Origin of the sequence: uncultured Alistipes sp., from assembly GCF_963931675.1 — a bacterium.
Lineage (GTDB): Bacteria > Bacteroidota > Bacteroidia > Bacteroidales > Rikenellaceae > Alistipes.
This window is the reverse complement of sequence record NZ_OZ007039.1, coordinates 3,355,102-3,377,718: the sequence shown is the minus strand read 5'-3', so window position 1 is coordinate 3,377,718 and position 22,617 is coordinate 3,355,102. Positions and strand designations below refer to the sequence as shown.

At 46.5% G+C, this 22,617-nt stretch carries 18 protein-coding genes and 6 pseudogenes; 13 read left to right on the top strand and 11 right to left on the bottom strand.

What is annotated here, in order from left to right:
* The 6 genes from ABGT65_RS14475 to ABGT65_RS14450 all read right to left on the bottom strand — a co-directional run.
* The coding region (locus ABGT65_RS14475) for a PRTRC system protein E (protein WP_346703027.1) at nucleotides 1-181 on the bottom strand (181 nt) is incomplete at its 3' end.
* A gap of 33 nt (nucleotides 182-214) precedes the next feature.
* On the bottom strand, nucleotides 215-430 hold the full coding sequence (locus tag ABGT65_RS14470) for a hypothetical protein (protein ID WP_122119906.1): 216 nt from the start codon (nucleotides 428-430) through the stop codon (nucleotides 215-217).
* Nucleotides 431-775: 345 nt separating this feature from the next.
* On the bottom strand, nucleotides 776-1,012 hold the full coding sequence (locus ABGT65_RS14465) for a hypothetical protein (RefSeq protein WP_118308790.1): 237 nt from the start codon (nucleotides 1,010-1,012) through the stop codon (nucleotides 776-778).
* Nucleotides 1,013-1,207: 195 nt separating this feature from the next.
* Entirely contained in the window at nucleotides 1,208-3,307 is a 2,100-nt protein-coding gene (locus ABGT65_RS14460) for a type IA DNA topoisomerase (RefSeq protein WP_148330880.1), read from the bottom strand.
* A gap of 94 nt (nucleotides 3,308-3,401) precedes the next feature.
* Entirely contained in the window at nucleotides 3,402-3,665 is a 264-nt protein-coding gene (locus tag ABGT65_RS14455) for a DUF4099 domain-containing protein (RefSeq protein WP_057252920.1), read from the bottom strand.
* A 47-nt stretch (nucleotides 3,666-3,712) separates the two neighbouring features.
* The gene (locus tag ABGT65_RS14450) at nucleotides 3,713-5,485 is read right to left on the bottom strand and encodes a DUF3945 domain-containing protein (RefSeq protein ID WP_148330879.1); all 1,773 of its coding nucleotides are present in this window, start codon (nucleotides 5,483-5,485) and stop codon (nucleotides 3,713-3,715) included.
* A gap of 744 nt (nucleotides 5,486-6,229) precedes the next feature.
* On the opposite strand from ABGT65_RS14450, the gene ABGT65_RS14445 reads away from it, so the two are divergent.
* From ABGT65_RS14445 to ABGT65_RS14420, 6 genes are all read left to right on the top strand, one after another.
* Nucleotides 6,230-7,045: a type IV toxin-antitoxin system AbiEi family antitoxin gene (locus ABGT65_RS14445; RefSeq protein WP_148330878.1), complete on the top strand. Its 816-nt coding sequence runs from the start codon at nucleotides 6,230-6,232 to the stop codon at nucleotides 7,043-7,045.
* A complete protein-coding gene (locus ABGT65_RS14440) occupies nucleotides 7,042-7,836 on the top strand; it encodes a nucleotidyl transferase AbiEii/AbiGii toxin family protein (RefSeq protein WP_148330877.1) in 795 nt (264 codons plus the stop codon). The genes ABGT65_RS14445 and ABGT65_RS14440 overlap by 4 nt, the downstream gene beginning before the upstream one ends.
* Nucleotides 7,837-7,989: 153 nt before the next feature.
* Nucleotides 7,990-8,358 (top strand): hypothetical protein, encoded by a 369-nt coding sequence (locus ABGT65_RS14435; RefSeq protein WP_191764048.1) that lies wholly within the window; start codon nucleotides 7,990-7,992, stop codon nucleotides 8,356-8,358.
* A 1-nt stretch (nucleotide 8,359) separates the two neighbouring features.
* Nucleotides 8,360-8,704, top strand: a complete 345-nt coding sequence (gene tnpB, locus ABGT65_RS14430; protein ID WP_072530987.1) for an IS66 family insertion sequence element accessory protein TnpB — start codon at nucleotides 8,360-8,362, stop codon at nucleotides 8,702-8,704.
* Nucleotides 8,705-8,792: 88 nt separating this feature from the next.
* Complete coding sequence (locus ABGT65_RS14425; RefSeq protein ID WP_225226390.1) at nucleotides 8,793-10,001, top strand: transposase; 1,209 nt, start codon at nucleotides 8,793-8,795, stop codon at nucleotides 9,999-10,001.
* Between the two features lie 89 nt (nucleotides 10,002-10,090).
* On the top strand, nucleotides 10,091-11,377 hold the full coding sequence (locus tag ABGT65_RS14420; RefSeq protein ID WP_148331112.1) for an IS1380 family transposase: 1,287 nt from the start codon (nucleotides 10,091-10,093) through the stop codon (nucleotides 11,375-11,377).
* Between the two features lie 438 nt (nucleotides 11,378-11,815).
* On the opposite strand, the pseudogene ABGT65_RS14415 reads toward ABGT65_RS14420, so the two are convergent.
* A pseudogene (locus ABGT65_RS14415) lies at nucleotides 11,816-12,196 on the bottom strand (DUF4111 domain-containing protein); the annotation flags it as partial.
* Here ABGT65_RS14415 and ABGT65_RS14410 point away from each other — a divergent pair.
* The 5 genes and pseudogenes from ABGT65_RS14410 to ABGT65_RS14390 form a co-directional block, all read left to right on the top strand.
* Nucleotides 12,190-12,729 (top strand): annotated as a pseudogene (locus ABGT65_RS14410) (DUF5712 family protein); the annotation flags it as partial. The pseudogenes ABGT65_RS14415 and ABGT65_RS14410 sit on opposite strands and share 7 nt — an antisense overlap.
* Nucleotides 12,730-12,763: 34 nt before the next feature.
* A pseudogene (locus ABGT65_RS14405) lies at nucleotides 12,764-13,852 on the top strand (hypothetical protein); the annotation flags it as partial.
* A 657-nt stretch (nucleotides 13,853-14,509) separates the two neighbouring features.
* On the top strand, nucleotides 14,510-16,435 hold the full coding sequence (gene tet(Q), locus ABGT65_RS14400) for a tetracycline resistance ribosomal protection protein Tet(Q) (RefSeq protein WP_346703026.1): 1,926 nt from the start codon (nucleotides 14,510-14,512) through the stop codon (nucleotides 16,433-16,435).
* Nucleotides 16,435-16,749 (top strand): annotated as a pseudogene (locus tag ABGT65_RS14395) (hypothetical protein); the annotation flags it as partial. The gene tet(Q) and the pseudogene ABGT65_RS14395, both read left to right, overlap by 1 nt.
* Before the next feature lie 371 nt (nucleotides 16,750-17,120).
* Entirely contained in the window at nucleotides 17,121-18,020 is a 900-nt protein-coding gene (locus ABGT65_RS14390) for a DUF5712 family protein (protein ID WP_346703025.1), read from the top strand.
* Between the two features lie 55 nt (nucleotides 18,021-18,075).
* Here the strand turns inward: ABGT65_RS14390 and ABGT65_RS14385 are convergent, their stop codons facing one another.
* Entirely contained in the window at nucleotides 18,076-18,333 is a 258-nt protein-coding gene (locus tag ABGT65_RS14385) for a hypothetical protein (RefSeq protein ID WP_032528340.1), read from the bottom strand.
* A gap of 269 nt (nucleotides 18,334-18,602) precedes the next feature.
* Here ABGT65_RS14385 and ABGT65_RS14380 point away from each other — a divergent pair.
* A pseudogene (locus tag ABGT65_RS14380) lies at nucleotides 18,603-19,220 on the top strand (ribonuclease E/G); the annotation flags it as partial.
* Nucleotides 19,221-19,359: 139 nt separating this feature from the next.
* On the opposite strand, the gene nim reads toward ABGT65_RS14380, so the two are convergent.
* Complete coding sequence (gene nim, locus ABGT65_RS14375) at nucleotides 19,360-19,848, bottom strand: NimABCDEF family 5-nitroimidazole reductase (protein WP_032528343.1); 489 nt, start codon at nucleotides 19,846-19,848, stop codon at nucleotides 19,360-19,362.
* Between the two features lie 148 nt (nucleotides 19,849-19,996).
* On the opposite strand from nim, the gene ABGT65_RS14370 reads away from it, so the two are divergent.
* Nucleotides 19,997-21,100 carry an IS4-like element ISBf13 family transposase gene (locus tag ABGT65_RS14370; protein ID WP_032528339.1) on the top strand — a complete coding sequence of 368 codons (1,104 nt, stop codon included), beginning with the start codon at nucleotides 19,997-19,999 and terminating at the stop codon, nucleotides 21,098-21,100.
* Between the two features lie 2 nt (nucleotides 21,101-21,102).
* On the opposite strand, the pseudogene ABGT65_RS14365 reads toward ABGT65_RS14370, so the two are convergent.
* Nucleotides 21,103-21,279: pseudogene (locus ABGT65_RS14365) on the bottom strand (aminoglycoside nucleotidyltransferase ANT9); the annotation flags it as partial.
* 77 nt (nucleotides 21,280-21,356) lie between these two features.
* Nucleotides 21,357-22,574, bottom strand: coding sequence for a macrolide efflux MFS transporter Mef(A) (gene mef(A), locus ABGT65_RS14360; protein ID WP_074560477.1), 1,218 nt, complete (start codon nucleotides 22,572-22,574; stop codon nucleotides 21,357-21,359).
* Nucleotides 22,575-22,617 lie beyond the last annotated feature (43 nt).

Genomic DNA, 22,617 nt, shown 5'->3' with positions numbered 1-22,617 from the left:
CGGTGTCAAGTTCCTGCGGCGTTCCCGTAACTGTCAGCGGCACGATGTGGTTCTGGGCCTCGTCCTTGAGTCCGTTCGATTTGGGCAATGTGGAAACGGTCAGTTGTCCGTTTGTCTTGCGGATGACGATCGTGAGGTCCACGCTTTCCGTCATCATCTGGTGGATTGCTGTAAAAAACATAGTTTCAGATATTAAATGATTAGACGATAAATTTCAATATTCGCTGAAAAATTCTGCCAGCAGCCTGTCCCTGTCAGGATGCCTGCATATTTCCAGAACGGGGTTCAGCAGCTTTGAGATGTGAACCGGACCGGTGGTCCCTCTCGGTGGCAGCTTGATTGCCGGTTGCGGGACGTGTACTTTCGGTCTTCTTGTCACGGGCATCCCTATCGGGGCTGGTGACTGTCTTGTGATGATCGCTTGTTGCATATTCTTTAATTTTTAACTGTGAATACCAGGGCTTTGGCAGCCCGTTGAACTACAAGGGCCCAACGGCAAATGCTTCCGGAAAGGCAGGGTTTTCGGGAAAAATACCGGAGCGCAGCGAGGATGATTTTTTCCGAAACCGCTTGCGGCCTGACCTTGCCGTCCGACAAGAAGCGTTTGCCAACTTTGCCCTGTAGTTCTCGGTTTGCCAATGTCTGTGTTTTAGTCCATTTCCTTTTCTTCCCGTGTCATTTCCGGTTGTGACGGATACAAAAAGAGCCGCCCGCTCCCGGACAGCTCCCTTATGCTGCAATGATAAATTCCGTGCATGTTCCATATCGTCAGATTTCAGAAGACCAGAAAACTCAGTATGCACAGAATGATGGCCAGTGCCACGAGAAAACAGGCTACACGGTAGAGGAACCTGAAGAGTCCCCTGAAACAGATGATGGCCACGGCGGTCCATACAGGCGATATGCCGTGGGAATAGAGCCAGCTGAATATGATGGCTGCTGTTACGGCCAGCGCGAGTGTCCTTGCCCATCTGCTGTCCGCTATCTTTCTGATACGTTCTTTTGCTTTCATAATCTTCATTTGTTTGGCGGGAATGCCATTCCCGGTTTCAGGGGCTTTCTTGCAGTCCGCCTCCACAGGCAAGGTTTTCGGGAAAAATACCGGAGCCTCGGGCGAGGATGATTTTTCCCAGAAACCGTCAGGCCCGACCTTGCCGGTGGAAACGGGCGGGCTGCGACCTTTGCCCCGCGAATCGGGATGGCTTCATCATTTCCTTTTCCTGCCGTTCCCGTTTTTGGGGAACGAGAGTGTCAGGGTGAACCCGGCGTCAAAGGTGACCGAAGCGTCGAAGGCCACACCCTTCTTTCCCTTGAATCCCTTGATGAGCCGTGTGGAACCGGAAGAGAAAAGCTGTTCCAGATGCTGGTCCGTCAGTTCCTTGTTCAGGAATCTGCGGTACACGGTCAGTCCGCACCCTTTATTGTCACAGCGGGCACTCTTCTCCCTGACGATGATGTGTCCGGTCTTGCATTTGGGACAGGTGAATGTGCGGGCGGCTGCTGCCGGAAGGCTGAGGTTCAGGATTTCACGGGTAGCCTTGCGGGTGTAGTCCGTGATGGATGCCATGAACGTGTCCGGTCCGAGCGTGTGCCGCTCTATCTGGAGCAGGGTTTTCTCCCAGCTTCCTGTCAGGGAAACATCCGCCACGAGCATGTCCTTCACCGCATCGTAGATATGGAGTCCCTTTTCCGTGGGGACGATGCTCTTGCCGGAGCGGGCGATATAGTCACGTTTGAACAGTGTGGTGATGATGGCGGCTCTTGTGGCGGGCGTGCCGATGCCCAGCTCCTTCACGGCCTCGCGTGCCTGTTCGTCGGCTATCTCCCTGCCGCAGGTCTCCATGGCCGCCAGCAGCGTGGCTTCGGTATAGAGCGGTCTGGGCACGGTCTTCTTCTGGGCCAGTCCGAATCCTGAAACCGGAACCGTGTCCCCTTCGGCAAATACGGCCGTACCCTCGTCGGTTTCCGGCTCGTCATCCTCCCGGTCCTCTTTCCGGCCAAAGATGCCGCGCCATCCCGGGCTGACCACGGTAGAACCCTTCGAGCGGAAGTCCATCCCCTCCAGACGGCACTCCATGAGCAGCATTTCCTTCTCGCAGTAGGGCGAGAACGCCTCCAGCATACGTCCGGCTATCAGCGTATAGACGGCCTCCTCCGCCTCGGAAAGCCCTTCGGGTGCGATGCCGGTCGTGATGAGGGCATGGTGGTCCGTCACTTTCCTGTCGTCCACGCTGCGGGTGTTGAGACGCGCAAAGTCAAGGATTCCGGCACTTGTGGCGAATCCGGGCATGGCCATAATCCTTTCCAGCAGACCGGGCACACAGGCCATCACGTCGTGCGGGATGTAGCGGCTTCCCGTTCTCGGGTAGGAAATGAGCTTCTTCTCGTAGAGCGACTGGGCGATGTCCAGCGTCTTTGCCGCGGGCAGGTCGAGGTGCACGTTGCAGTCCTTCTGGAGTGCCGTCAGGTCGTAGAGCAACGGCGGCTGTTGCAGGGTTTTCCTGCGCTCCACCTTCGTGACCGTCGCCGAAGAATCGGGAGAGAGACTGCGGTAGGCGGCTTCCGCCTTCTGCCTGTCGTCAAAGGTCGCGGGATGGAAGAAGCGGCGGTGTGACGTGCCTCCATTGAGGGTGACATGCAGCTGCCAGTATGGTGTGGATACGAAACTGCGGTTCTCCTTGTAGCGGCTGCATATCATGGCGAGCGTCGGCGTCTGCACACGGCCGATTGAGTTGTTGGACGAGCCGGAGACGATGGCCAGGGCCCGGCTGGCGTTCATGCCCACCAGCCAGTCCGCCTTGGCGCGGCTGTCCGCTGCGGCGTACAGGCTGTCGTATTCCGAGCCGTCCTTCAGTTCCTCCAGACCTTTCCGTATGGCCTCGTCGGTCAGCGAGGAGATCCACAGGCGGCGGAACGGTTTCTTGCAGTCCAGGAGGGCATATATCCAGCGGAAGATAAGTTCCCCTTCGCGACCGGCATCGGTAGCCACGATGATGCTGTCACAGCGGTTGAACACGCTTTCTATGACTTTCAGCTGTTTCGAGGCGGCGATGTCCGTGACCATTCCCCTGTCCGTGCGCACCTGTCGGGAGACCAGGCGGAACGGGTCCGGCAGCATCGGCAGGTCCTCCGCCGCTGTTTTCGTGTAACCGTAAGTGTCCGGCATGGCCAGCGACACGAGGTGTCCCAGTGCCCATGTTACCATATATCCGTTGCCGGAACAGTAGCCGTCATTTCTTGTATCAGCCCCGACTACACGGGCTATGTCCATGCCTACACTCGGCTTTTCTGCGATGATTGCTATCATATTGTTAGGATAAAAATTAAGCCGTTTCCCGTTTTCCGTGCGGAAGACAGGAAACGGCGGTAAGACATCGGTTTACTTGATAATTGCTCTCAGGCTATCTGCCCAGCGGTGTCACTCCCTGGATTTCCAGCAGCGGTGCCTCGCCCTTGCGGACCAGCTGCAGGGTGGCGTCCATCACCACGTCCACGCCGAGGAGCACGAGGCTCAGGGACATCACTTTCGTTTTCTCTCCCCTGAGGAGGGTGTCCATTTCGCCGGAGAGTTCCAGCTCGTCCTTCATGATACCGATACCGGAGAGTTCGTCCCAGTTCACTTCATCAGCCTTGAAAGGCATGTCGTTTCCGTTTTCCTTTTTCATATTTCTTTCTTTTTTTGATTCAACATTCATTTTTCAGTAACCTGCCATCAGGCAATGCTCGCACCTTTTGACTTGCGGTTTCCCTGTTCCTGTCGCTGGCTGTTGGCCACCACGTTTCGCTGCGAGGCGTCACGCTTGCGGTCAGGATTCTCGTTGTAGAAGTCCAGACGCCCCTGGTTGAAGTTCGCCTTGACGTACTGCGAGATGGTCTTCCCGTCATATCCCTTTATGCCTTCCACCAGCACGGCCTTTCCGCTCTGCAGGTCCGCACGCTGCTGTCTGGTCAGTTCCACGTCCCATACCTTGGTTGGAATCTTGAAATCCTCGCGCTGCTCGAAACCGTCCGGCGTACGGGAGTAGCTCAGGCGTCCCGTTTCCAAATCGGCCTTGATGAAGGAGGAGAATTCCTCTCCCTTGCGATTCACCATGTCGTTGAGGAAAATCACCTTGCCGTCACGGAGCTGCTGCTGTTCCTCCGCCGTAATCTTCACCCCGTTGATTTCGTTGGGGATATAGATTTCACGTGCGCCCTCCGGGGAGTCCGGGTTGTAGCGGGTGTATGACGGACGGCCTGTCGCCTCGTCCAGCTTCACGTAGGAGGAGAACACCTCGCCGTCCTTGCGCTGCATGCCCTCCACGAAGATGGCTTTCCCGGCGTTCAGGTCTTCAATCTGTTTCTGTGTCAGTTCCACGCCCCCGAGTGTCTGGCGGTTGAAGAGCTTGTCGTTCTCGAAAATGAACTCGACACCCCTGCGTTCGGCATTTACCTGAATGAAGGCGTTGAACTCGTTGCCGGACTTGGCGATCATGCCCTCGACATAGACCTTCTTGCCTTCACGCAGGTCATTCTGCTCCTGCTCTGTCAGTTCCACGCCCTTGATTTCCCTCGGGATGAAGGCATTCTCCGCTTTCATGGCGACCACCTCGTTGGTCAGCTTGTCGATGCTGATGAAGGAAGGGATATATTCCCCGTTGCGTCCTTTCAGTTCCACGACACGTCCCATGTTGCCCGTTTCGAGCAGGTTCTTCTTGTCCTCGTCGGAGAAGATATGTCCGAAATACGGTCGGTCAAGGTCGGGTTTCTGCCGGATACCGTGGATGCCGAGCACCACTTCGCCTGCCATGGACTGCTGGAATGACAGACGTGCGTCCGTTCTCAGTACGGCCGAGCCGAAGTTCATGCTGATGGGTACTACCTGGTTGGTCTTGTATCCCTTGAGCATCTGTTCGAGCAGTCCGCGTTCCTGGAGGTATTCACGGGAGATTCCAAAATTCTTGAGCTGTTCCCAGTTGATCATGGACTCGTTGTAACGGTACTGTGGGGACTGGGTCTGCGGCTGGCTGTCAGCTGCGGCAGCCTGCTGCTGGGTTTCATTTTTCTTTGCCATTTCTTCTTGATTTTTTTGGTTGATACTTTGGTTTTCCTTGTTGCGCGGAACAATCTCGTACTGCTTGAGAAATTCCTCCACGGCTTTTGTCTTTTTTCCTGCGGCGATGTCCTCGATGGCCTGCTGTACGGCAGGGTCGTCCAGCCTGTCTTCCTTGACGGAGAGGATTCCGAAACGTGTCGGGTCTTTCAGCTGGCTCCAGAAGTTCTTAATGAAGTTCTCGAAGGCGTCTGCATAGCGGTCAATCTTCAGGAAGGAGTTCCGGTTCTGCCTGTCGGCGGCTACCGTGTTGAATTTTCCGTCCTGTCCGATTTGCGACACCGCTTCCAGAATCAGTTCCATCTTGTCGAGGATGAACACGATGTCACTCATCTGCTCGTTTTCGGAGACCTGCGGTTTCGGGGGTTCTTCCCTTGCATTTTTCTTTGCCATAATTTTTGATTTTTAGTGTTGATAACTCATGTTGTCACCGCAAATATATAGGAGAAAAATTGATAAATAATTGATTTGCAATGTGTTAGGATATATATTACACCATGTGTCATCACATTACACCGCAGGCCGGAGAAAACGGAGTGAAAAAACGGGGTAAAATGGCAGGAAAAGGAGAAAAAACGAAAGACGGCAAAGGAAAGGGTGGAACAGGCCGGACAGACAAGGGTATGGCGGTACACGCAGCCGCACGGAAGAAAAGGAAAAACTGTAATTATGCAGAGTTGGGAGCGAGCTGCTTTTGTCCCCCTTGATGTGTCCTTTTGTGACAGGAAGCGGAATTCTGTTTACGGGAATAACCGGATGGCGTAATCCATTGGGATGGCATACGGGAGCATGGTTCTCCCGTCGGATTCTTTTTTATTTTGACCTGTATCTATGCGTCGTAGGTCGCTTCGCTTGCTAAGTCCCGGTCCTTTCCCTAACTCGGACGGCAATACCGGAGCGTTTTTTTGGGCGGAAAATTACCGCAGGGAATTTTGTGTCCCGAAAACCGGAGGCTTGAACGTGGAGGTATTCGCCCTCCGAGTTAACTTCTCTGAAGGGACTTATCAAGTGAAGCGTGGCTTATGATGCCATTTTATAGAAATATGGAGAAAAATTCCCTTTCAACACAAAAAATGCAATAAATCTGCGTAAGTAGTCAAAAAATGACTACTTTTGCAATGTCATTGCAACTAAGTTATGAAGAAGCATATAGAAACTTTGTCAGATTGGATTGAAAGCCGGGAAGTAAGGGGATATTACACCTTCACTAAAGAGGATATAGAAAAGCAATTCCCTTCAGCGGGTAAGGTATATATCAAAACCGCATTGTACCGTTTGGCCGCCAAAGCGAAGATTGTTTCTCCCTGGCGTAATTTTTATGTCATTATGCCTGTGGAATATTCGTTAAAAGGCGTAATTCCGCCTGTTTTCTATATGGATCAGCTGATGTCCTATCTTGGGAAAAGATATTATGTTGCTCTTTTGAATGCGGCTTCATTTTATGGCGCGTCACATCAAAGAGTACAGACATTTTCCCTCATGGTGGAACAACCGAGCATGAGGAATACTTCAAAGAGCGGAACATCCATATTGTTCTTTTCCAAGAAGGAAATAAGTATGGAATTTGTAAGGAAGCACAAGACGCAGACAGGTTACATCAATGTTTCTTGTCCTGAACTGACAGCTGTTGACCTGGTGGAAAACGAAAAAAGTGTAGGTGGTCTGAATCGCGTCTGCACCGTGTTGAATGAATTGGCTGAGACAATGAATCTGGACAGCCTCGATGATTCCTTTTTCAAGACATCGGCCATACCGGTCTTTCAACGTCTGGGTTATATTCTGGAACATGTATTGGAAAGAGCGGATTTGGCGGAAACCTTATATTCCAAAATGGAGGTTGCAGGACTGAGATTTAGAAAGATACCGTTTAAGATAAACAAACCGACAGAGGGTTGTGAGGTTGACAAGAAATGGAAAGTAATCATTAACCAGGAAATAGAAATAGACGAATGATACCGGAATTTGCAATCAGAGAATGGAGCGAACATGTTCCATGGACAGAGTCCGAACAGGTCGAACAGGATCTGCTGATATGCAGAGCCTTGACTGAGATATACAAGGATGAATATCTTGCTTCCCATCTGGCTTTTCGCGGAGGGACCGCATTACACAAGTTGTTTCTCTCGCCCCAACCCAGGTACAGTGAAGATATTGACTTGGTACAGATTAATGCAGAACCGATCAAAGAGACCTATGACCATATAAGAGATACACTCGCTTTTCTCGGGGAGCCGAAAGTGAAGCAGAAAAAGCACAACAACACTTTGATTTTCAGGCTGGAATCAGAATCCATACCAGTGGTCCCGATTCATCTGAAAGTGGAAATCAACTGCAAGGAACATTTCAGTGTACTGCCTATGCAACGTATGCCATTTTCAGTGGTCAACAAATGGTATAACGGAAAATGCGATGTCCTGACTTACCAGTTGGATGAACTGGTAGGTACAAAACTGCGTGCCTTGTACCAACGGAGAAAAGGACGTGATTTGTATGATTTGTACAAGGCCTTGACCACATCAGACATCAACATAGACAACGTGCTGGCTTGCTATCAGAAGTATATGGAATTTGTGGTTGACCACATTCCTACTTACAAAGAATTTATTATCAATATGGAAGACAAAATGCAGGATGATGAGTTCTTGGGTGATACCATGCAGTTGCTTCGGCCGGATGAAGAGTTCAATCCGCAGGAAGGCTATGAGGTGGTACGAACGCTCCTGTTAGACAGGTTACAAAAGTGATGAAAGCCCATTTTCTCATTTACCGGGGTAAATGGGCTTTGTAGGATTTTATCTTCAGGTGTGTATGCTCCATCGTAAGCATTCTATTTTCCGCCTTGACGCACATTATTCACAAACCTACCTTTGCGCCATAACCAAATAACAACAATGATTATGGCGAAAGAAAAAGTAAACTATCAGGAGGTATATGACCTCTACCAGTTATGCAGCGAGACCAAGGATCTTCGCGAGTTCTGTGCGGATTATGGAGTAAACTACGACAAGTTCATGAACTGGCAACGTCATCAGCTTTGGAGCGAGAAGTTAGGCAAGACAGTTCTGGTTGATCAGCCCAAGGTTGCTAAAGTCCAGATAACCGGCAAGCCTTGCAACAGTCCGACTGTAAAGATGGAGGTGAAACAGCCTGAAGGCGAACCACCAATAAAATGGGTTAAGTTACAACTGGCGTCTGGAGCGACACTGTTTCTGAGAAACACCAGCGTTCTTGATCTGAGTCTGTTGCTTAATAAAATGATAGGATGATATGCTTGGACTGAGTGCTAACCTGAACTATTACCTGTTCAACGGTAATGTGGATTTACGGAAAGGCATCTTCCGTTTGTGTGAAAGTATAAGGCAAGAGATGTCACTTGACCCTAGTGATGCGTCCAATGTATATATGTTCATGTCCCGTAACCGGAAGGTCGTCAAGATACTTCATTACGAACGCGGTTTTTATGTGCTTTACGAGAAACGTCCTGTCATGGGAAAGTTCAAGAAACCTGTGTTTGACGAGGTGTCAAAATGCTACCGGATACAGTGGTCTGACATGGCTTACCTGACGGAAAGTATCGTAGTCGACAGAATGTATGTAACTCCTAAAGAATGAATAATAAGGCGTTGATTTACAATGGAATAATACAAAAATAATCGATAAAAAGTTTGCGTAACTGCCTGATTTTTCGTACCTTTATATCATGATTGATGAAAGAGCATACGAGTTACTTTGCTGCCAGCTGGGTCTGGCGAATGAGGAAAAAGCAGGGCTTCGCAAACAGAATAAAGAACTGATTGCGAGGCTTGAGTCTATTGAAAAATCCAACAAGGAGAACTCAAAAACTCTGATTGATACAATCAATGACCTCAAAGAATCCCTCGAAAAGCAATCAACCACGGTTGAACATTACAGGAAAGAAATGGAACTTATGAGGAAGCAGCTTGAAGCAAAAGACGAGGTGAACATGATGCTTGCAAACGAGATATCCAATCTCAGACTTCAGCTTGAAGACAGCAGGAAACACCGTTTCGGCCGTACATCTGAGCAAAGAAGGCTGCTGAACAACCGTAACATTGACAAGTCTGCAATGGAGAAGTCCGAATATGACGGTTCTGACAAGAAAGGTGATGATGATAATAAGGCCAATGGTAACGAAGCTGGTGGCAATACCTCTTCCGATAACGCAACAGCACAGAACAGCAAGCCTTCAAGAAGAAAGGAAACCGCACCACGTGCGGAAAAGACCAGGCTGAAGGTGGACAAGGTAGTGGTACATGAAATAGAAGACTATTACCAACTCCCGGATGGTGCAAGGCTTATGAACCGCAACGGAATGGCTGATGTGTGGGAATACAGGTTTATAGAACATGTGCGTGCCCATAACGTGGAACATGTGTACAAGGTGGCAAGGGTAAAGCTTGCAGACGGCACTTTCACTAACACGATGGAGCATCCCTTGAAAAACCTTGGAGGAATCTTCTCTCCTGAACTGCTTGCCCGTCTGCTTTGTCTGAAATATGACTTCAGCATGCCTGAGAACAGACAGATAAGACTGCTTGCAAGAGAAGGCATCCATATAAGCAATACCACGCTGAACAGCTATATCCACAACGGAATCTCCAGGCTTAGGGAGTTTATGGAAGATGTCTTCAAGAAGTTTGTACAACAGGCAAAATACCTTATGGTTGATGAGACTACCGAACTCGTTGGAGTTGAAACACCGGAAGGTAAGGCTTACAGGAGAAAGTACTTATGGGCTTTCTTTGCAAAGCATGTCAAGTTGGTTTATTATCATTACAATAACGGCAGCAGAGCATCTGATGTGGCAAAGACCTTCCTTGATCATTTTATGGGATCTATATCCTTAATTCCGCAACACTATTACAAATATAACTTTTTAAGTACCTGAGCAACAAAAAGTTGCTCAGGATTTTGCCATGTCAGATTTTTCACCTATCTTAGTGTTGCAAATCAAAATATGTATCAAACCCGACAGACATGGTAAAGGTAGCAATAAAATCTGAGAAACTCTCTCCTTTTGGAGGAATTTTTTCAATAATGGAGCTATTTGACTCCAATCTCTCATCTGTAATCGACTCAACTCTCGGTATGAGATGCAGGCTGTATGGTTATCAATACAGCGAAATCATCCGTTCGCTTATGAGCGTTTATTTCTGTGGCGGCTCATGCATAGAGGATGTCACCACTCATCTGATGTACCACCTCTCGCTTCATCCGACATTTCGCACATGCAGTGCCGACACGATTCTCAGAGCCATAAAGGAACTGACCCAGGATAACATTTCCTACACATCCGACACTGGCAAGACCTACGACTTCAACACGGCAGACATGCTGAATACACTGCTCCTCAATTGCCTATTGTCCACAGGGCAGCTGAAAGAGGGCGAGGGGTATGACGTTGACTTCGACCACCAGTTCATAGAGGCTGAGAAGTTTGATGCGAAACCCACATACAAGAAGTTTCTCGGGTACCGTCCAGGTGTGGCTGTCATTGGCGACATGATTGTCGGCATAGAGAACAGCGACGGCAACACTAACGTTCGTTTCCACCAGAAGGACACGTTGAGGAGATTCTTTGAGAGGATTGAACAGAAAGGATTGACAGTCAATCGTTTCAGGGCAGATTGCGGATCCTGCTCAGAGGAAATTGTGGAAGAGGTCGGAAAGCATTGCATGACTTTCTATATCCGCGCCAACCGCTGCGGTTCGCTCTACGATGACATCTTTGCACTCAGAGGGTGGAAGAGAGAGGAACTGGGCGGCATTGAGTTTGAACTGAACTCCATTCTTGTTGAGAAATGGAAAGGGAGGGCATACCGTCTTGTAATCCAAAGGCAGAAGCGAATTGACGGTGAGATTGACCTGTGGGAAGGCGAATACACCTACCGCTGCATCCTTACAAATGACTACGAGTCTTCCGAGAAAGAGATTGTCAAATTCTATAACCTCCGTGGAGGGAAGGAACGCATCTTCGATGAAATGAATAACGGATTCGGCTGGAACAGGCTTCCAAAATCCTTCATGGGAGAAAACACGGTGTTTCTTCTGCTTACGGCACTCATACGCAACTTCTATAAATTCATCATGGCGAGGCTTGACGTGAAGAGGTTCGGACTCAAAGCAACAAGCCGCATCAAGGCGTTTGTCTTCAAGTTCATCTCTGTGCCAGCCAAATGGGGCAGGACATCAAGGCAGTATGTGCTGAATATCTATTCATGCAACAACGCTTATGCTGATGTGTTCCAGAATGACTTTGGATAACACCGACAACTTATGGTCGTGACTTTGCGTATTGCCTCAAGTCGCATGGTGGGGTAAGGGGCGTTTATATGTCTTTATGGTGACATTCGATGCACTGTGCCCCCTTTTTACTAACGATGCAGATTATTTTCGCTTCTGTATCATATAGGCGCGTAGTTGCGGATTTGAGGTATTCAAAAGTTTCAAGCAGTTTTATAGCTTTCTTTTCGCCCTTTATTTGCTTACCCTTGACATCAAAACTACGCACTCCACGTGGCTCGAGTTGATGGAATTGATGTCTTTGGCTAATTTTAGAGCCCGACGTATGCGGAAACATATCTATCAATTTTTTACTGTTTTTTGAGAAAACGAGGTATGAGGGAACATATCGAAGTAATAATCACCAATAATACGCATTAAAAACTAATCACTGTTGTATTTAAACTATTCGAAAAGGATTTAAATATTAAGGGAAGACTCTATAGATCTTTTCAAATAATTAACGAGTTCAATTATCTCAGTCTCCATTCCTTCCCACTTGTCATCATAATCTCCCAAATAAGCCTTTTTTGCTTTTTCAAGTAAAGTAGCATGCTCTTTGGCTAATTTAGGTATCGCCCATTCAGCAGCCTGATCTTTTGAGCAAATTCTACCGGAAGAGGATGTCAGCCACATTCTGGCTAAAGTTAAAATCACATTGTGTTCGTCACCTTCAATGCTAGCTATCAACCCGGGTAAGGATTCTTTAATCGCCCTTCGAATATCTGTCATTGGTACAGGCTCAATCACTTCTGTTGCCTCTGGTCCGAAAAGGTTAATACTATTTTCTCTTAATTGAGATCAAAATAGACAACAACAAGGCAAAATTAAGCCGGAACGATGCGAAGTTCTATGTGATCACGGTAAGCCCTTCCAGCCGGGAGCTGGAGAAAATGGGCAAGACAGAGAAGGAACAGGCTGAAGCCATGAGAAAGTATGTCCGTGATGATGTGATGCAGCACTATGCGGAAGGGTTTGGAAAAGGCCTGAACAAAGAGGATATCGAGTATTACGGGAAGATCCATTTTGAGAGGAAGGGAGCCGACCGGTACGACATGCACGCACATATCATCGTCAGCCGGAAGGACAGGAGCAACACCAGGAAGCTAAGTCCGAAGACCAACCACACCGGGAAGAAGAACTGCGGAAACGTGAAGGGAGGTTTTGACAGGACAGATTTTTTCCGAAAGTGTGAATCTTCATTTGATAAGCGCACAGGGTATGACCGGGCTCCGGAACAGACATTCGACTATCTCAATACCATGAAGAACGGAAGCCCGAAAGAAATCTTCCAGAAAAAGGAGTGGGCGGAACGTGTGAACCATGAACGGCTTGAGAAGATGAAAGCCGAATGGAGCCGGGATCTTCAGGAACCGCGCCGGGAACAACGTGGATGTAATCATCTACGCGGTGGAGAAGTCACTGGACAGCTACAAGTTCAACCTCCTGCACTGCAAGCAGACTTTCATAAGCCAGCTCAAAAGCGGTGCGATGGGTGCGCGTACCATCGACGAGGGGGCAATGGACGAAAAATCGGGCATGAATTTCTCGGAATACATGGCGTTGCTCTCCGGCAATACCGACCTGTTGGACAAGGCGAAACTGGAAAAGCGGATCGCATCGCTCGAAGGGGAACGCAAGTCGTTCAACAAGGGCAAGCGTGATTCGGAGTTCAAGCTGGAGTCAAAGACCGGCGAGTTGCGCAACAACACGGCTTTCATAGATGCCATGACGGAGGACTGGAACCGCTTCCTGTCGGTGGTGCAGACCGACAAGGAGGGCAACCGCCTTAATATAATAAAGGTGGACGGAGTGGATTCCGCCGATGAGAAGGTCATCGGAAAGCGTTTGCAGGAGATAGCCAAGAATGCCACGACCGGAGGGTTGTACACGCAGGTCGGTGAACTTTACGGTTTTCCGATAAAGGTGGTGAGCGAAAGGATACTCAAAGAGGGATTGGAGTTCACCGACAACCGCTTCGTGGTCGAGGGGAACTACAAGTACACCTACAACAACGGGCATCTGGCGATGGCTGACCCGTTGGCCGCCGCCCGCAACTTCCTCAACGCGATGGAGAGGATACCCTCCATCATCGACCAGTACAAGGCGAAGAACGAGGTGCTGGAGATGGAGATACCGCAGTTACAGGAGATAGCGGGTAAGGTGTGGAAGAAGGAGGACGAGCTGAAGCAGTTGAAGTCCGAACTTGCCGCCCTTGACCGAAAAATTCAGCTGGAGCTTGCGCCACCCACGCCCGAAGTCGCAGAAAAGGAGAATGAAGGGCAACAGCTCAAGCCGGAAGCGGAAGATGTGAGGAACAGGCAGGCGCAATATCCCGAAAATGCACCGCCGCAGATACGCAGTCCGGCGGATAGTATCGTTGCCAACCATGTCATAATCGGGCGTCCGGGACTGTATGCCAAGGAGGAAACCCGGTCCAAAGGATTGAAAATATAACCTAAGGAATTTTATCTGAAGTATTAATAAGGGCTATCCCAAAAGGTCTAAAAGTAAATTTTATCCTTTCTGCAAGTATCTATAGGATGGCAACTGCATTTTTTTCTTTTTGGGCAGCCCTTATTAAAATTTATTCTTATTTTAGGTTATATACATTCATGTCCATTTATGTAAAAAATTCCTGCTGACCTTGTTTATGTCTTGTCAGTCACCATTTGCAAAACCATATTTGACCCTCAAAGAGGCTGAATTTGATAAGTAACTTGCTACATACTCATAATAAGGAGCTAAATAGAACACGAATGGGAAATACACAAATGCTAAACTAAAGAAGATATTGGCCAAAATAAACGCTATACCGAGAGAGAAACTTGATTTTTCAACTTCCTAAAACGGTGTTGTTCAAACATTTCTACTTATTTGTACTTGCCAGTTGAACCTACGCTTCCCTAATAAAATGTCTATGGTAAAAAGTTAAAAAATCCTCCCACTTTTGTTAGATATATTTTTTTGTGTAATTTTGTAATCGTTATGCGGCAGTAATAATATACATATTAATACGAGTTAGTAATCCTGTAGTTCTCACATGCTACGAGGAGGTATTAAAAGGTGCGTTTCGACAACGCATCTACTGTAGTATATTATTGCTTAATCCAAATGAATATTATAAATTTAGGAATTCTTGCTCACATTGATGCAGGAAAAACTTCCGTAACCGAGAATCTGCTGTTTGCCAGTGGAGCAACGGAAAAGTGCGGCCGTGTGGATAATGGTGACACCATAACAGACTCTATGGATATAGAGAAACGTAGAGGAATTACTGTCCGGGCTTCTACGACATCTATTATCTGGAACGGGGTGAAATGCAATATCATTGACACTCCGGGACACATGGATTTTATTGCGGAAGTGGAGCGGACATTCAAAATGCTTGATGGAGCAGTCCTCATCTTATCCGCAAAGGAAGGCATACAAGCGCAGACAAAGTTGCTGTTCAATACTTTACAGAAGCTGCAAATCCCGACAATTATATTTATCAATAAGATTGACCGTGCCGGTGTGAATTTGGAGCATTTGTATCTGGATATAAAAACAAATCTGTCGCAAGATGTCCTGTGTATGCAAACTGTTGTCGATGGATCGGTTTATCCAGTTTGCTCCCAAACATATATAAAGGAAGAATACAAAGAATTTGTATGCGACCATGACGACAACATATTGGAACGATATTTGGCGGATAGCGAAATTCCACCGACTGATTATTGGAATACGATAATCGCTCTTGTGGCAAAAGCCAAAGTCTATCCGGTGCTACATGGATCAGCAATGTTCAATATCGGCATCAATGAGTTGATGGACGCCATCACTTCTTTTATACTTCCTCCGGCATCAGTCTCAGACAGACTTTCAGCTTATCTCTATAAGATAGAGCATGACCCCAAAGGACATAAAAGAAGTTTTCTAAAAATAATTGACGGAAGTCTGAGACTTAGAGACGTTGTAAGAATCAACGATTCGGAAAAATCCATCAAGATTAAAAATCTGAAAACTATTTATCAGGGCAGAGAGATAAATGTTGATGAAGTGGGTGCCAATGATATCGCGATTGTAGAGGATATGGAAGATTTTCGAATCGGAGATTATTTAGGTGCTAAACCTTGTTTGATTCAAGGATTATCTCATCAGCATCCCGCTCTCAAATCCTCCGTCCGGCCAGACAAGCCCGAAGAGAGGAGCAAGGTTATATCCGCTCTGAATACATTGTGGATTGAAGACCCGTCTTTGTCCTTTTCCATAAACTCATATAGCGATGAATTGGAAATCTCGTTATATGGTTTGACCCAAAAGGAAATCATACAGACATTGCTGGAAGAACGATTTTCCGTAAAGGTCCATTTTGATGAGATCAAGACTATCTACAAAGAACGACCTGTAAAAAAGGTCAATAAGATTATTCAGATCGAAGTGCCACCCAACCCTTATTGGGCCACAATAGGGCTGACTCTTGAACCCTTGCCGTTAGGGACAGGGTTGCAGATCGAAAGTGACATCTCCTATGGTTATCTGAACCATTCTTTTCAAAATGCCGTTTTTGAAGGAATCCGTATGTCTTGCCAATCTGGTTTACATGGATGGGAAGTGACAGATCTGAAAGTGACTTTTACTCAAGCCGAATATTATAGCCCGGTAAGTACACCTGCTGATTTCAGGCAGCTGACCCCTTATGTCTTCAGGCTGGCTTTGCAACAGTCAGGTGTGGACATTCTCGAACCGATGCTATATTTTGAGTTGCAGATACCCCAGGAGGCAAGTTCCAAAGCTATTACAGATTTGCAAAAAATGATGTCTGAGATTGAAGACATCAGTTGCAATAATGAGTGGTGTCATATTAAAGGGAAAGTTCCATTAAATACAAGTAAAGACTATGCCTCAGAAATAAGTTCATACACTAAGGGCTTAGGCATTTTTATGGTTAAGCCATGCGGGTATCAAATAACAAAAGGCGGTTATTCTGATAATATCCGCATGAACGAAAACGATAAACTTTTATTCATGTTTCAAAAAACAATGTCATCAAAATAATGGAGCGGTCAGGAAATTTCTATAAGGCAATACGGTTGGGATATATACTTATCTCCATTCTTATCGGATGTATGGCATATAATAGCCTCTATGAATGGCAGGAGATAGAAGCATTAGAACTTGGCAATAAAAAAATAGACGAGCTCCGAAAAGAAATAAACAATATCAATATTCAAATGATAAAATTTTCTCTATTGGGTGAAACGATACTGGAATGGAACGATAAAGATATCGAGCATGAAAGCCCGGCACAGGAAATGCAGAAGCTTATCAAGCGCATGGATCAGGTGTTCGCATTCCTGAAGAAACAGGAAACGGATCTTGTGCGTCCGGCTTGTGAAGCTCTGGCCGGAGCCAGCACACAGATAACCATAAGCCTTTCATCCTTACTTTCGGAAGAAAAGTTCAGGCGGTTCCTGAAGGAGAACAGCGAACTTTTCATCGAGGTGATGAACCAATCCAGCGAAAAGGGAAAAGCTATTGACAGAGCTGAAAGAGCGGTACGGGATTCTGATGCAACTATCAGGAAGAACCAGCAGGCCATTTTCAAGCGGATAGAAGCCAACGAAACAGCACAACTTAAAGCCATGCAACATATAGTTTCCTTCCTCGATGCAAAAGGAAAGACCGGGCTACTCGATGATATAAACAAAGTCTATGAGAGGGAAAAGGAAAGGAGGGGACTATGAATATAAAAATTCAGGGTGGCGGTTCCGGAACTTATGCCAATACAGGGAGCTGCACAGGAGTAACGACCTACCTCCAGCATGAGGATCTGGAGCGCATGAAGAACGGCCAGGAAGTGCAGCCGTTTTTCAATAACTCACGTGACTATATAAGCGCACAGGAAGTAACCTTCAAGATAGACAACAACAAGGCAAAATTAAGCCGGAACGATGCGAAGTTCTATGTGATCACGGTAAGCCCTTCCAGCCGGGAGCTGGAGAAAATGGGCAAGACAGAGAAGGAACAGGCTGAAGCCATGAGAAAGTATGTCCGTGATGATGTGATGCAGCACTATGCGGAAGGGTTTGGAAAAGGCCTGAACAAAGAGGATATCGAGTATTACGGGAAGATCCATTTTGAGAGGAAGGGAGCCGACCGGTACGACATGCACGCACATATCATCGTCAGCCGGAAGGACAGGAGCAACACCAGGAAGCTAAGTCCGAAGACCAACCACACCGGGAAGAAGAACTGCGGAAACGTGAAGGGAGGTTTTGACAGGACAGATTTTTTCCGAAAGTGTGAATCTTCATTTGATAAGCGCACAGGGTATGACCGGGCTCCGGAACAGACATTCGACTATCTCAATACCATGAAGAACGGAAGCCCGAAAGAAATCTTCCAGAAAAAGGAGTGGGCGGAACGTGTGAACCATGAACGGCTTGAAAAGATGAAAGCCGAATGGAGCCGGGATCTTCAGGAACCGCACCAGGAACAAGGCCGTGAAGAGAACCAACAACAGGGAAACAGTATTTCCCAAGTTCCGGAAATCAACCAGGCACCACAGCGGAAGAAGCAGCTGGAGGAAGAACTCGACCAGCCCAGGAAAAGAAGTCGGGGTTTTGGAATGGGTATGTAAATTACAGATACATGCTTGCGTGAGGGATGTTTGTCCCCTGTATTTAAGTTTGGTTCTAAAAAGAAACCCCAACGGATAAAGTCAACCCACCAGCATTAAATCTTTTATTATTCCTACCCATGGAGCCAATTCCCGGTATATAAGAGAATTCATATTTTGCCTGGTTATACGTATATCCTATACCAACATGAATTGAAGTCTTTTTTGTGACAGGCAGTGATATTCCGGCAGAGGGGGAAATATAAAAACCTCCACTTTTATAACCTCCACCATCATGTTCTTCTTCAAAAAGTTCAGAGTATCCGATTTTCATATCTATGTATGGCTTAACTTTTAAGTTACAAAGTGTATAACGTACATCTGCGAAAACAGGCAGACTGTATGTTTTAAGTATGTCGCTTTCTGTTGAAATACCCAACCCTATACCTCCTCCAATGAAAAGATTGTTATGAAAGAGATCTACGCCATGGACAGTGTTGATATGCCATTGACTGAAACCATACTCACCGCTGCCAAATGAATAACCGGTATTGACAAAACCACGATAACGACTCTGGGCTACGGATATGGTAGTTATAAATGATTCACGTAGTAGACGTGAACAGCGGGAACCGTTCGAAATCGGCCAACGGGCAAGAAGCCAATGCCCTCGACGTCAACTTGGGCGCTGCCGATGAGTTGGCACGCCAGCTTCGGTTAAGAGATATGGGAGGAATCATCGTTGTCGATTTTATCGACATGAACCTTGCCGAAAACCGCCAGAAACTGTACGAACGCATGTGTCAGAACATGCAGAAAGACCGTGCAAAGCACAACATCCTGCCCCTCAGCAAATTCGGTCTGATGCAGATTACCCGTCAGCGTGTGCGTCCCGCTATGGACGTAGCCACCGACGAAGACTGCCCTACCTGTTTCTGCAAAGGGAAAATCAAGCCTTCCATTCTGTTTACAGATACACTGGAAAGTAAAATTGACTACCTGGTCAATAAGTTGAAGGTCAAGAAATTTACATTGCACATCCACCCTTATGTGGCTGCCTATATCAACCAAGGCTTCATGTCGCTCAAACGGAAGTGGCAGATGAGATATGGTTTCGGTATCCGTATCATCCCGAACCAGAGCCTTGCCTTCCTGCAATATAAATTCTATGACGCGCACAACGAAGAAATAGACATGAAGGAGGAGTTCGAAATCAAATAACGGACATTCGGTTCCCCTGACGCAATAATCCCCTTGCTTCTCTTGCCCATTGCGGCAAAGCGAAACAAGGGGATTGCTGTTTCTCCCGGTTTTTACTATCTGATAAAAACCATCCTTTGACGGAAAAGCGTCCCACCTGTTATTTCCCTTTCTGCCGCACCAGCTCTATAGCCTCCTTGCCTGTCATGTGCTCGACGGTTATCTCCACCATTACCAGATGGTCGAATCCCTTGTCTATCTCGTCTTGCATACCCGACTCGCCGGACGAATACTTCTCTGCCAGCCGAAGCATAGCGGCACGCTTCTCTACCTCATCGGTCAGGATACGGGCTTTACCGAAGACAATGACACTCCGGAAATAGGTTGTAAACTCGGCAGGAACTATCCGGTCTTGCTCCACCACACAAAACGAGACTTCGGGATGCTGCCTGATGGCATCCATCTTATGCCCTTGCACGGCACTGTGAAAATAAATCTTCCCGTCGGCATACACATAGCTCACGGGGACAGCATACGGATATCCGTTATCGCCATGAAGGGCAAGCGTACCGCCGGTCATGCGCTCCAGTATCGCCAAGCTTTCTTCGGGCGGCAACAACTGGCGTTTGCGCCGCATTTCTCTGAACATCATATTTCTTTCATTTAACATAAGGCAAAGGTTTTAGTAGATGACAAAATATAAATTATGTTGTTATATGCCTAATTATTAGTTGTTTATATTTGCAAAAGTCCCTAAGAATCAGTATCTTTAAAGAAAAGTTTGCCCGCTTTTTCGTATGAAGACAACTGACTTTAAGGACTTGGGCAAAGTTAACCAAATCCTTCCGATGATGCAAGAACATTTTGGGAAATCGATGAATCTGGCCCGCATAAAGTTTATGGCTTTCATGCTCCATGCCCTGTGTGTAGTACAGACCGTAAGCCTCCATAAACTCGCGGCGGCAATGCCAACCTCTGTTGAAAGGGACTCCAACCTTCGCCGCATTCAAAGATTCATAGCCAAGTACGCCCTCAACTTTGACCTTGTGGCGCAGATGATATACTCTCTGCTTCCCGTCAAGACAGGGCTGGTGCTGAGCATGGACCGTACAAACTGGAAGTTCGGTGATTTCAACATCAACATCCTCATGCTCGGCGTGGCATACAAGGGGATTGCATTCCCATTGATGTTCAGCCTTCTGCCTAAGAAAGGGAACTCCAATTGGAAGGAACGCAAGGCAATCGTTGAACGATTTGTCCGGCTGTTCGGCTCCGAATGCATCGACTCTCTTGTTGCCGACCGGGAGTTTGTCGGCAAGGATTGGATCGGTTGGCTCAACCGCAATCATATACGATATTATATCCGGATCCGGCAGAATTTCTGGCTTGTCAAGCCTTCCACAGGGGAAAGAATCCGTGCATGGTGGCTCTTCAATTCCCTGAAAGTGGGGCAGGAAAGATTTTATTACAAGCTTTTCCTGCACAAAGGTGAGTACGTTTATCTTGCCGGAAGCCGAATCAAGAACTCCGACGGTGTGCCTGAACTTCAGATCCTCATCTGCTTCAAACGCCCGGAAAAGGGTGTCGACACTTATAAAAGGCGATGGGAGATCGAGACCGCATTCCGGGCTATGAAATCCTCCGGATTCAATATCGAAGACACGCATTTGCGCGACACAGAGCGGATTGCAAGACTTCTGGCAATGGTTTGTATTGCTCTTGTATGGGCGTATCTCGTTGGGGAACATAAAGATGAAAACGTAAAGCCTATAAAGACATTGAAACATGGACGTAAAGCCAAATCTTTAGTAAAGTACGGCTTGGAGGAAATCTCCAACGTGCTTTTTCGACCAATTTATGTCCCGAAATTTGATGTATTCAAATTTTTGTCATGTACTTAGAATTGAGATAAAAGAATTGCTAAATCGGGATCATAAGTTGGCTCAGGAATTGCTCCCTTATCAAACTGCTCCCTTAGCCACTCACCATACATAAATTCATGTTTAGGAGGAAATTTCCAAGGGACAACATCCTTTTGATTTATGACCGTAACTTCAAGTGGTCTAATAGCATTTATGTTTCTATATAAGGCAAAGAGGATAATTTTTCTGTCACTGATTGAATAATATTGTCTATCATACGAACACGCCCTTTATTTTATTTTGCATCTAATTTTCTAATCTCAGTTATCATTGGGCAAACTATTGCAATGCAAATAATTAAAATACCTGATAGTAAAAACCAATGATTTACATCGATTCTATCAGCAAAGAATCCAGAAAGAATTAACCCAATTGGCATAACAAGAGACATGATACTTCCAGTTAAAGAAAATACACGTCCTAAATATTCAGGCTTAATTTTCTCCTGAAAAAGAGCTGTTTGCACACCGCTGTAAAACGGAACCGAAAGCCCCATTATTGCACAGCAGACTACAAATATGAAAAATCCACTTTGAGGAAGTAATCCTGAAATGGTTAAGCTTATCCCCATCATAAAAATTGATGCCGTTATTAATAAGATTCGCTTTTGGTAATTCCCAAATAACCCTAATAATAGACCCCCTATCAACATACCAGAGGCATAAGCAATCTCCGTAATAGAAATATGCATCGGTGTACCATTAAAATATTCCATAGTGATTAAAGGATATAATGCATTTATGGGCATATAAACAAACATATATAATGTTCCAACGAGTAATAAAGCAAATAATCCTTTATTTTGCCGTAGTACAGCCATTCCTTCTTTCATTTCTCTTATGAAATTTGGTTTCAAACTTTGCACTTGATCACCTAGCTTAGGAATACGTACAATTGCTACCGTAATAGATGCAATCACAGCACCCAATACATCGATGGCAATAATAGCATTTAGTTCCCAAACGGAGTATAAAAGTGCTGCAACCGCCGGACTAACAATATAGCTTATAGACTGCAAAGACTGACTATAGCCTGCACATTTCGTAAGCTGTTCTTCTGGTACTAAAAGTGGAGTAACCGCATTGAGAGCCGGGGTATGAAAAGCTGTTCCAATGCTACGGATGAACAATACTACCATAACCATCCAGATAGGTAACTCCATATACAATGCAACAATAGCTAGCACGGCCCCAGCTGCTGCGATAATTAAATCAGCACCAATCATTATCTTCTTCCTATCATGACGATCCACTAATACACCAATGGCTGGTCCAAAGACCGCATAGGGTAAAAAACCTACAAGTGAAGCCATAGACAAGACCATCGCAGATCCTGTTTTTTCTGTAAGGTAAAAAATAATCGCCATTTGCAGGATGGCACTAGTGATTAATGATACTGCCTGCCCTGCCCATATTGTATAAAACTTAAGTTTCCAATTGTTGTATTTTTCCATTTATATTATCTCCTAAATTCTTATTTATCCTTAATTCCGCAAC

Bases quoted from the DNA above. Each gene is read 5' to 3' on its own strand.
- ABGT65_RS14470 (WP_122119906.1), bottom strand. From the start codon at position 430: ATGCAACAAGCGATCATCACAAGACAGTCACCAGCCCCGATAGGGATG.
- ABGT65_RS14465 (WP_118308790.1), bottom strand. From the start codon at position 1,012: ATGAAAGCAAAAGAACGTATCAGAAAGATAGCGGACAGCAGATGGGCA.
- ABGT65_RS14460 (WP_148330880.1), bottom strand. From the start codon at position 3,307: ATGATAGCAATCATCGCAGAAAAGCCGAGTGTAGGCATGGACATAGCC.
- ABGT65_RS14455 (WP_057252920.1), bottom strand. From the start codon at position 3,665: ATGAAAAAGGAAAACGGAAACGACATGCCTTTCAAGGCTGATGAAGTG.
- ABGT65_RS14450 (WP_148330879.1), bottom strand. From the start codon at position 5,485: ATGGCAAAGAAAAATGCAAGGGAAGAACCCCCGAAACCGCAGGTCTCC.
- ABGT65_RS14445 (WP_148330878.1), top strand. From the start codon at position 6,230: ATGAAGAAGCATATAGAAACTTTGTCAGATTGGATTGAAAGCCGGGAA.
- ABGT65_RS14440 (WP_148330877.1), top strand. From the start codon at position 7,042: ATGATACCGGAATTTGCAATCAGAGAATGGAGCGAACATGTTCCATGG.
- ABGT65_RS14435 (WP_191764048.1), top strand. From the start codon at position 7,990: ATGGCGAAAGAAAAAGTAAACTATCAGGAGGTATATGACCTCTACCAG.
- tnpB (WP_072530987.1), top strand. From the start codon at position 8,360: ATGCTTGGACTGAGTGCTAACCTGAACTATTACCTGTTCAACGGTAAT.
- ABGT65_RS14425 (WP_225226390.1), top strand. From the start codon at position 8,793: ATGATTGATGAAAGAGCATACGAGTTACTTTGCTGCCAGCTGGGTCTG.
- ABGT65_RS14420 (WP_148331112.1), top strand. From the start codon at position 10,091: ATGGTAAAGGTAGCAATAAAATCTGAGAAACTCTCTCCTTTTGGAGGA.
- ABGT65_RS14390 (WP_346703025.1), top strand. From the start codon at position 17,121: ATGAATATAAAAATTCAGGGTGGCGGTTCCGGAACTTATGCCAATACA.
- ABGT65_RS14385 (WP_032528340.1), bottom strand. From the start codon at position 18,333: ATGAAAATCGGATACTCTGAACTTTTTGAAGAAGAACATGATGGTGGA.
- nim (WP_032528343.1), bottom strand. From the start codon at position 19,848: ATGTTCAGAGAAATGCGGCGCAAACGCCAGTTGTTGCCGCCCGAAGAA.
- ABGT65_RS14370 (WP_032528339.1), top strand. From the start codon at position 19,997: ATGAAGACAACTGACTTTAAGGACTTGGGCAAAGTTAACCAAATCCTT.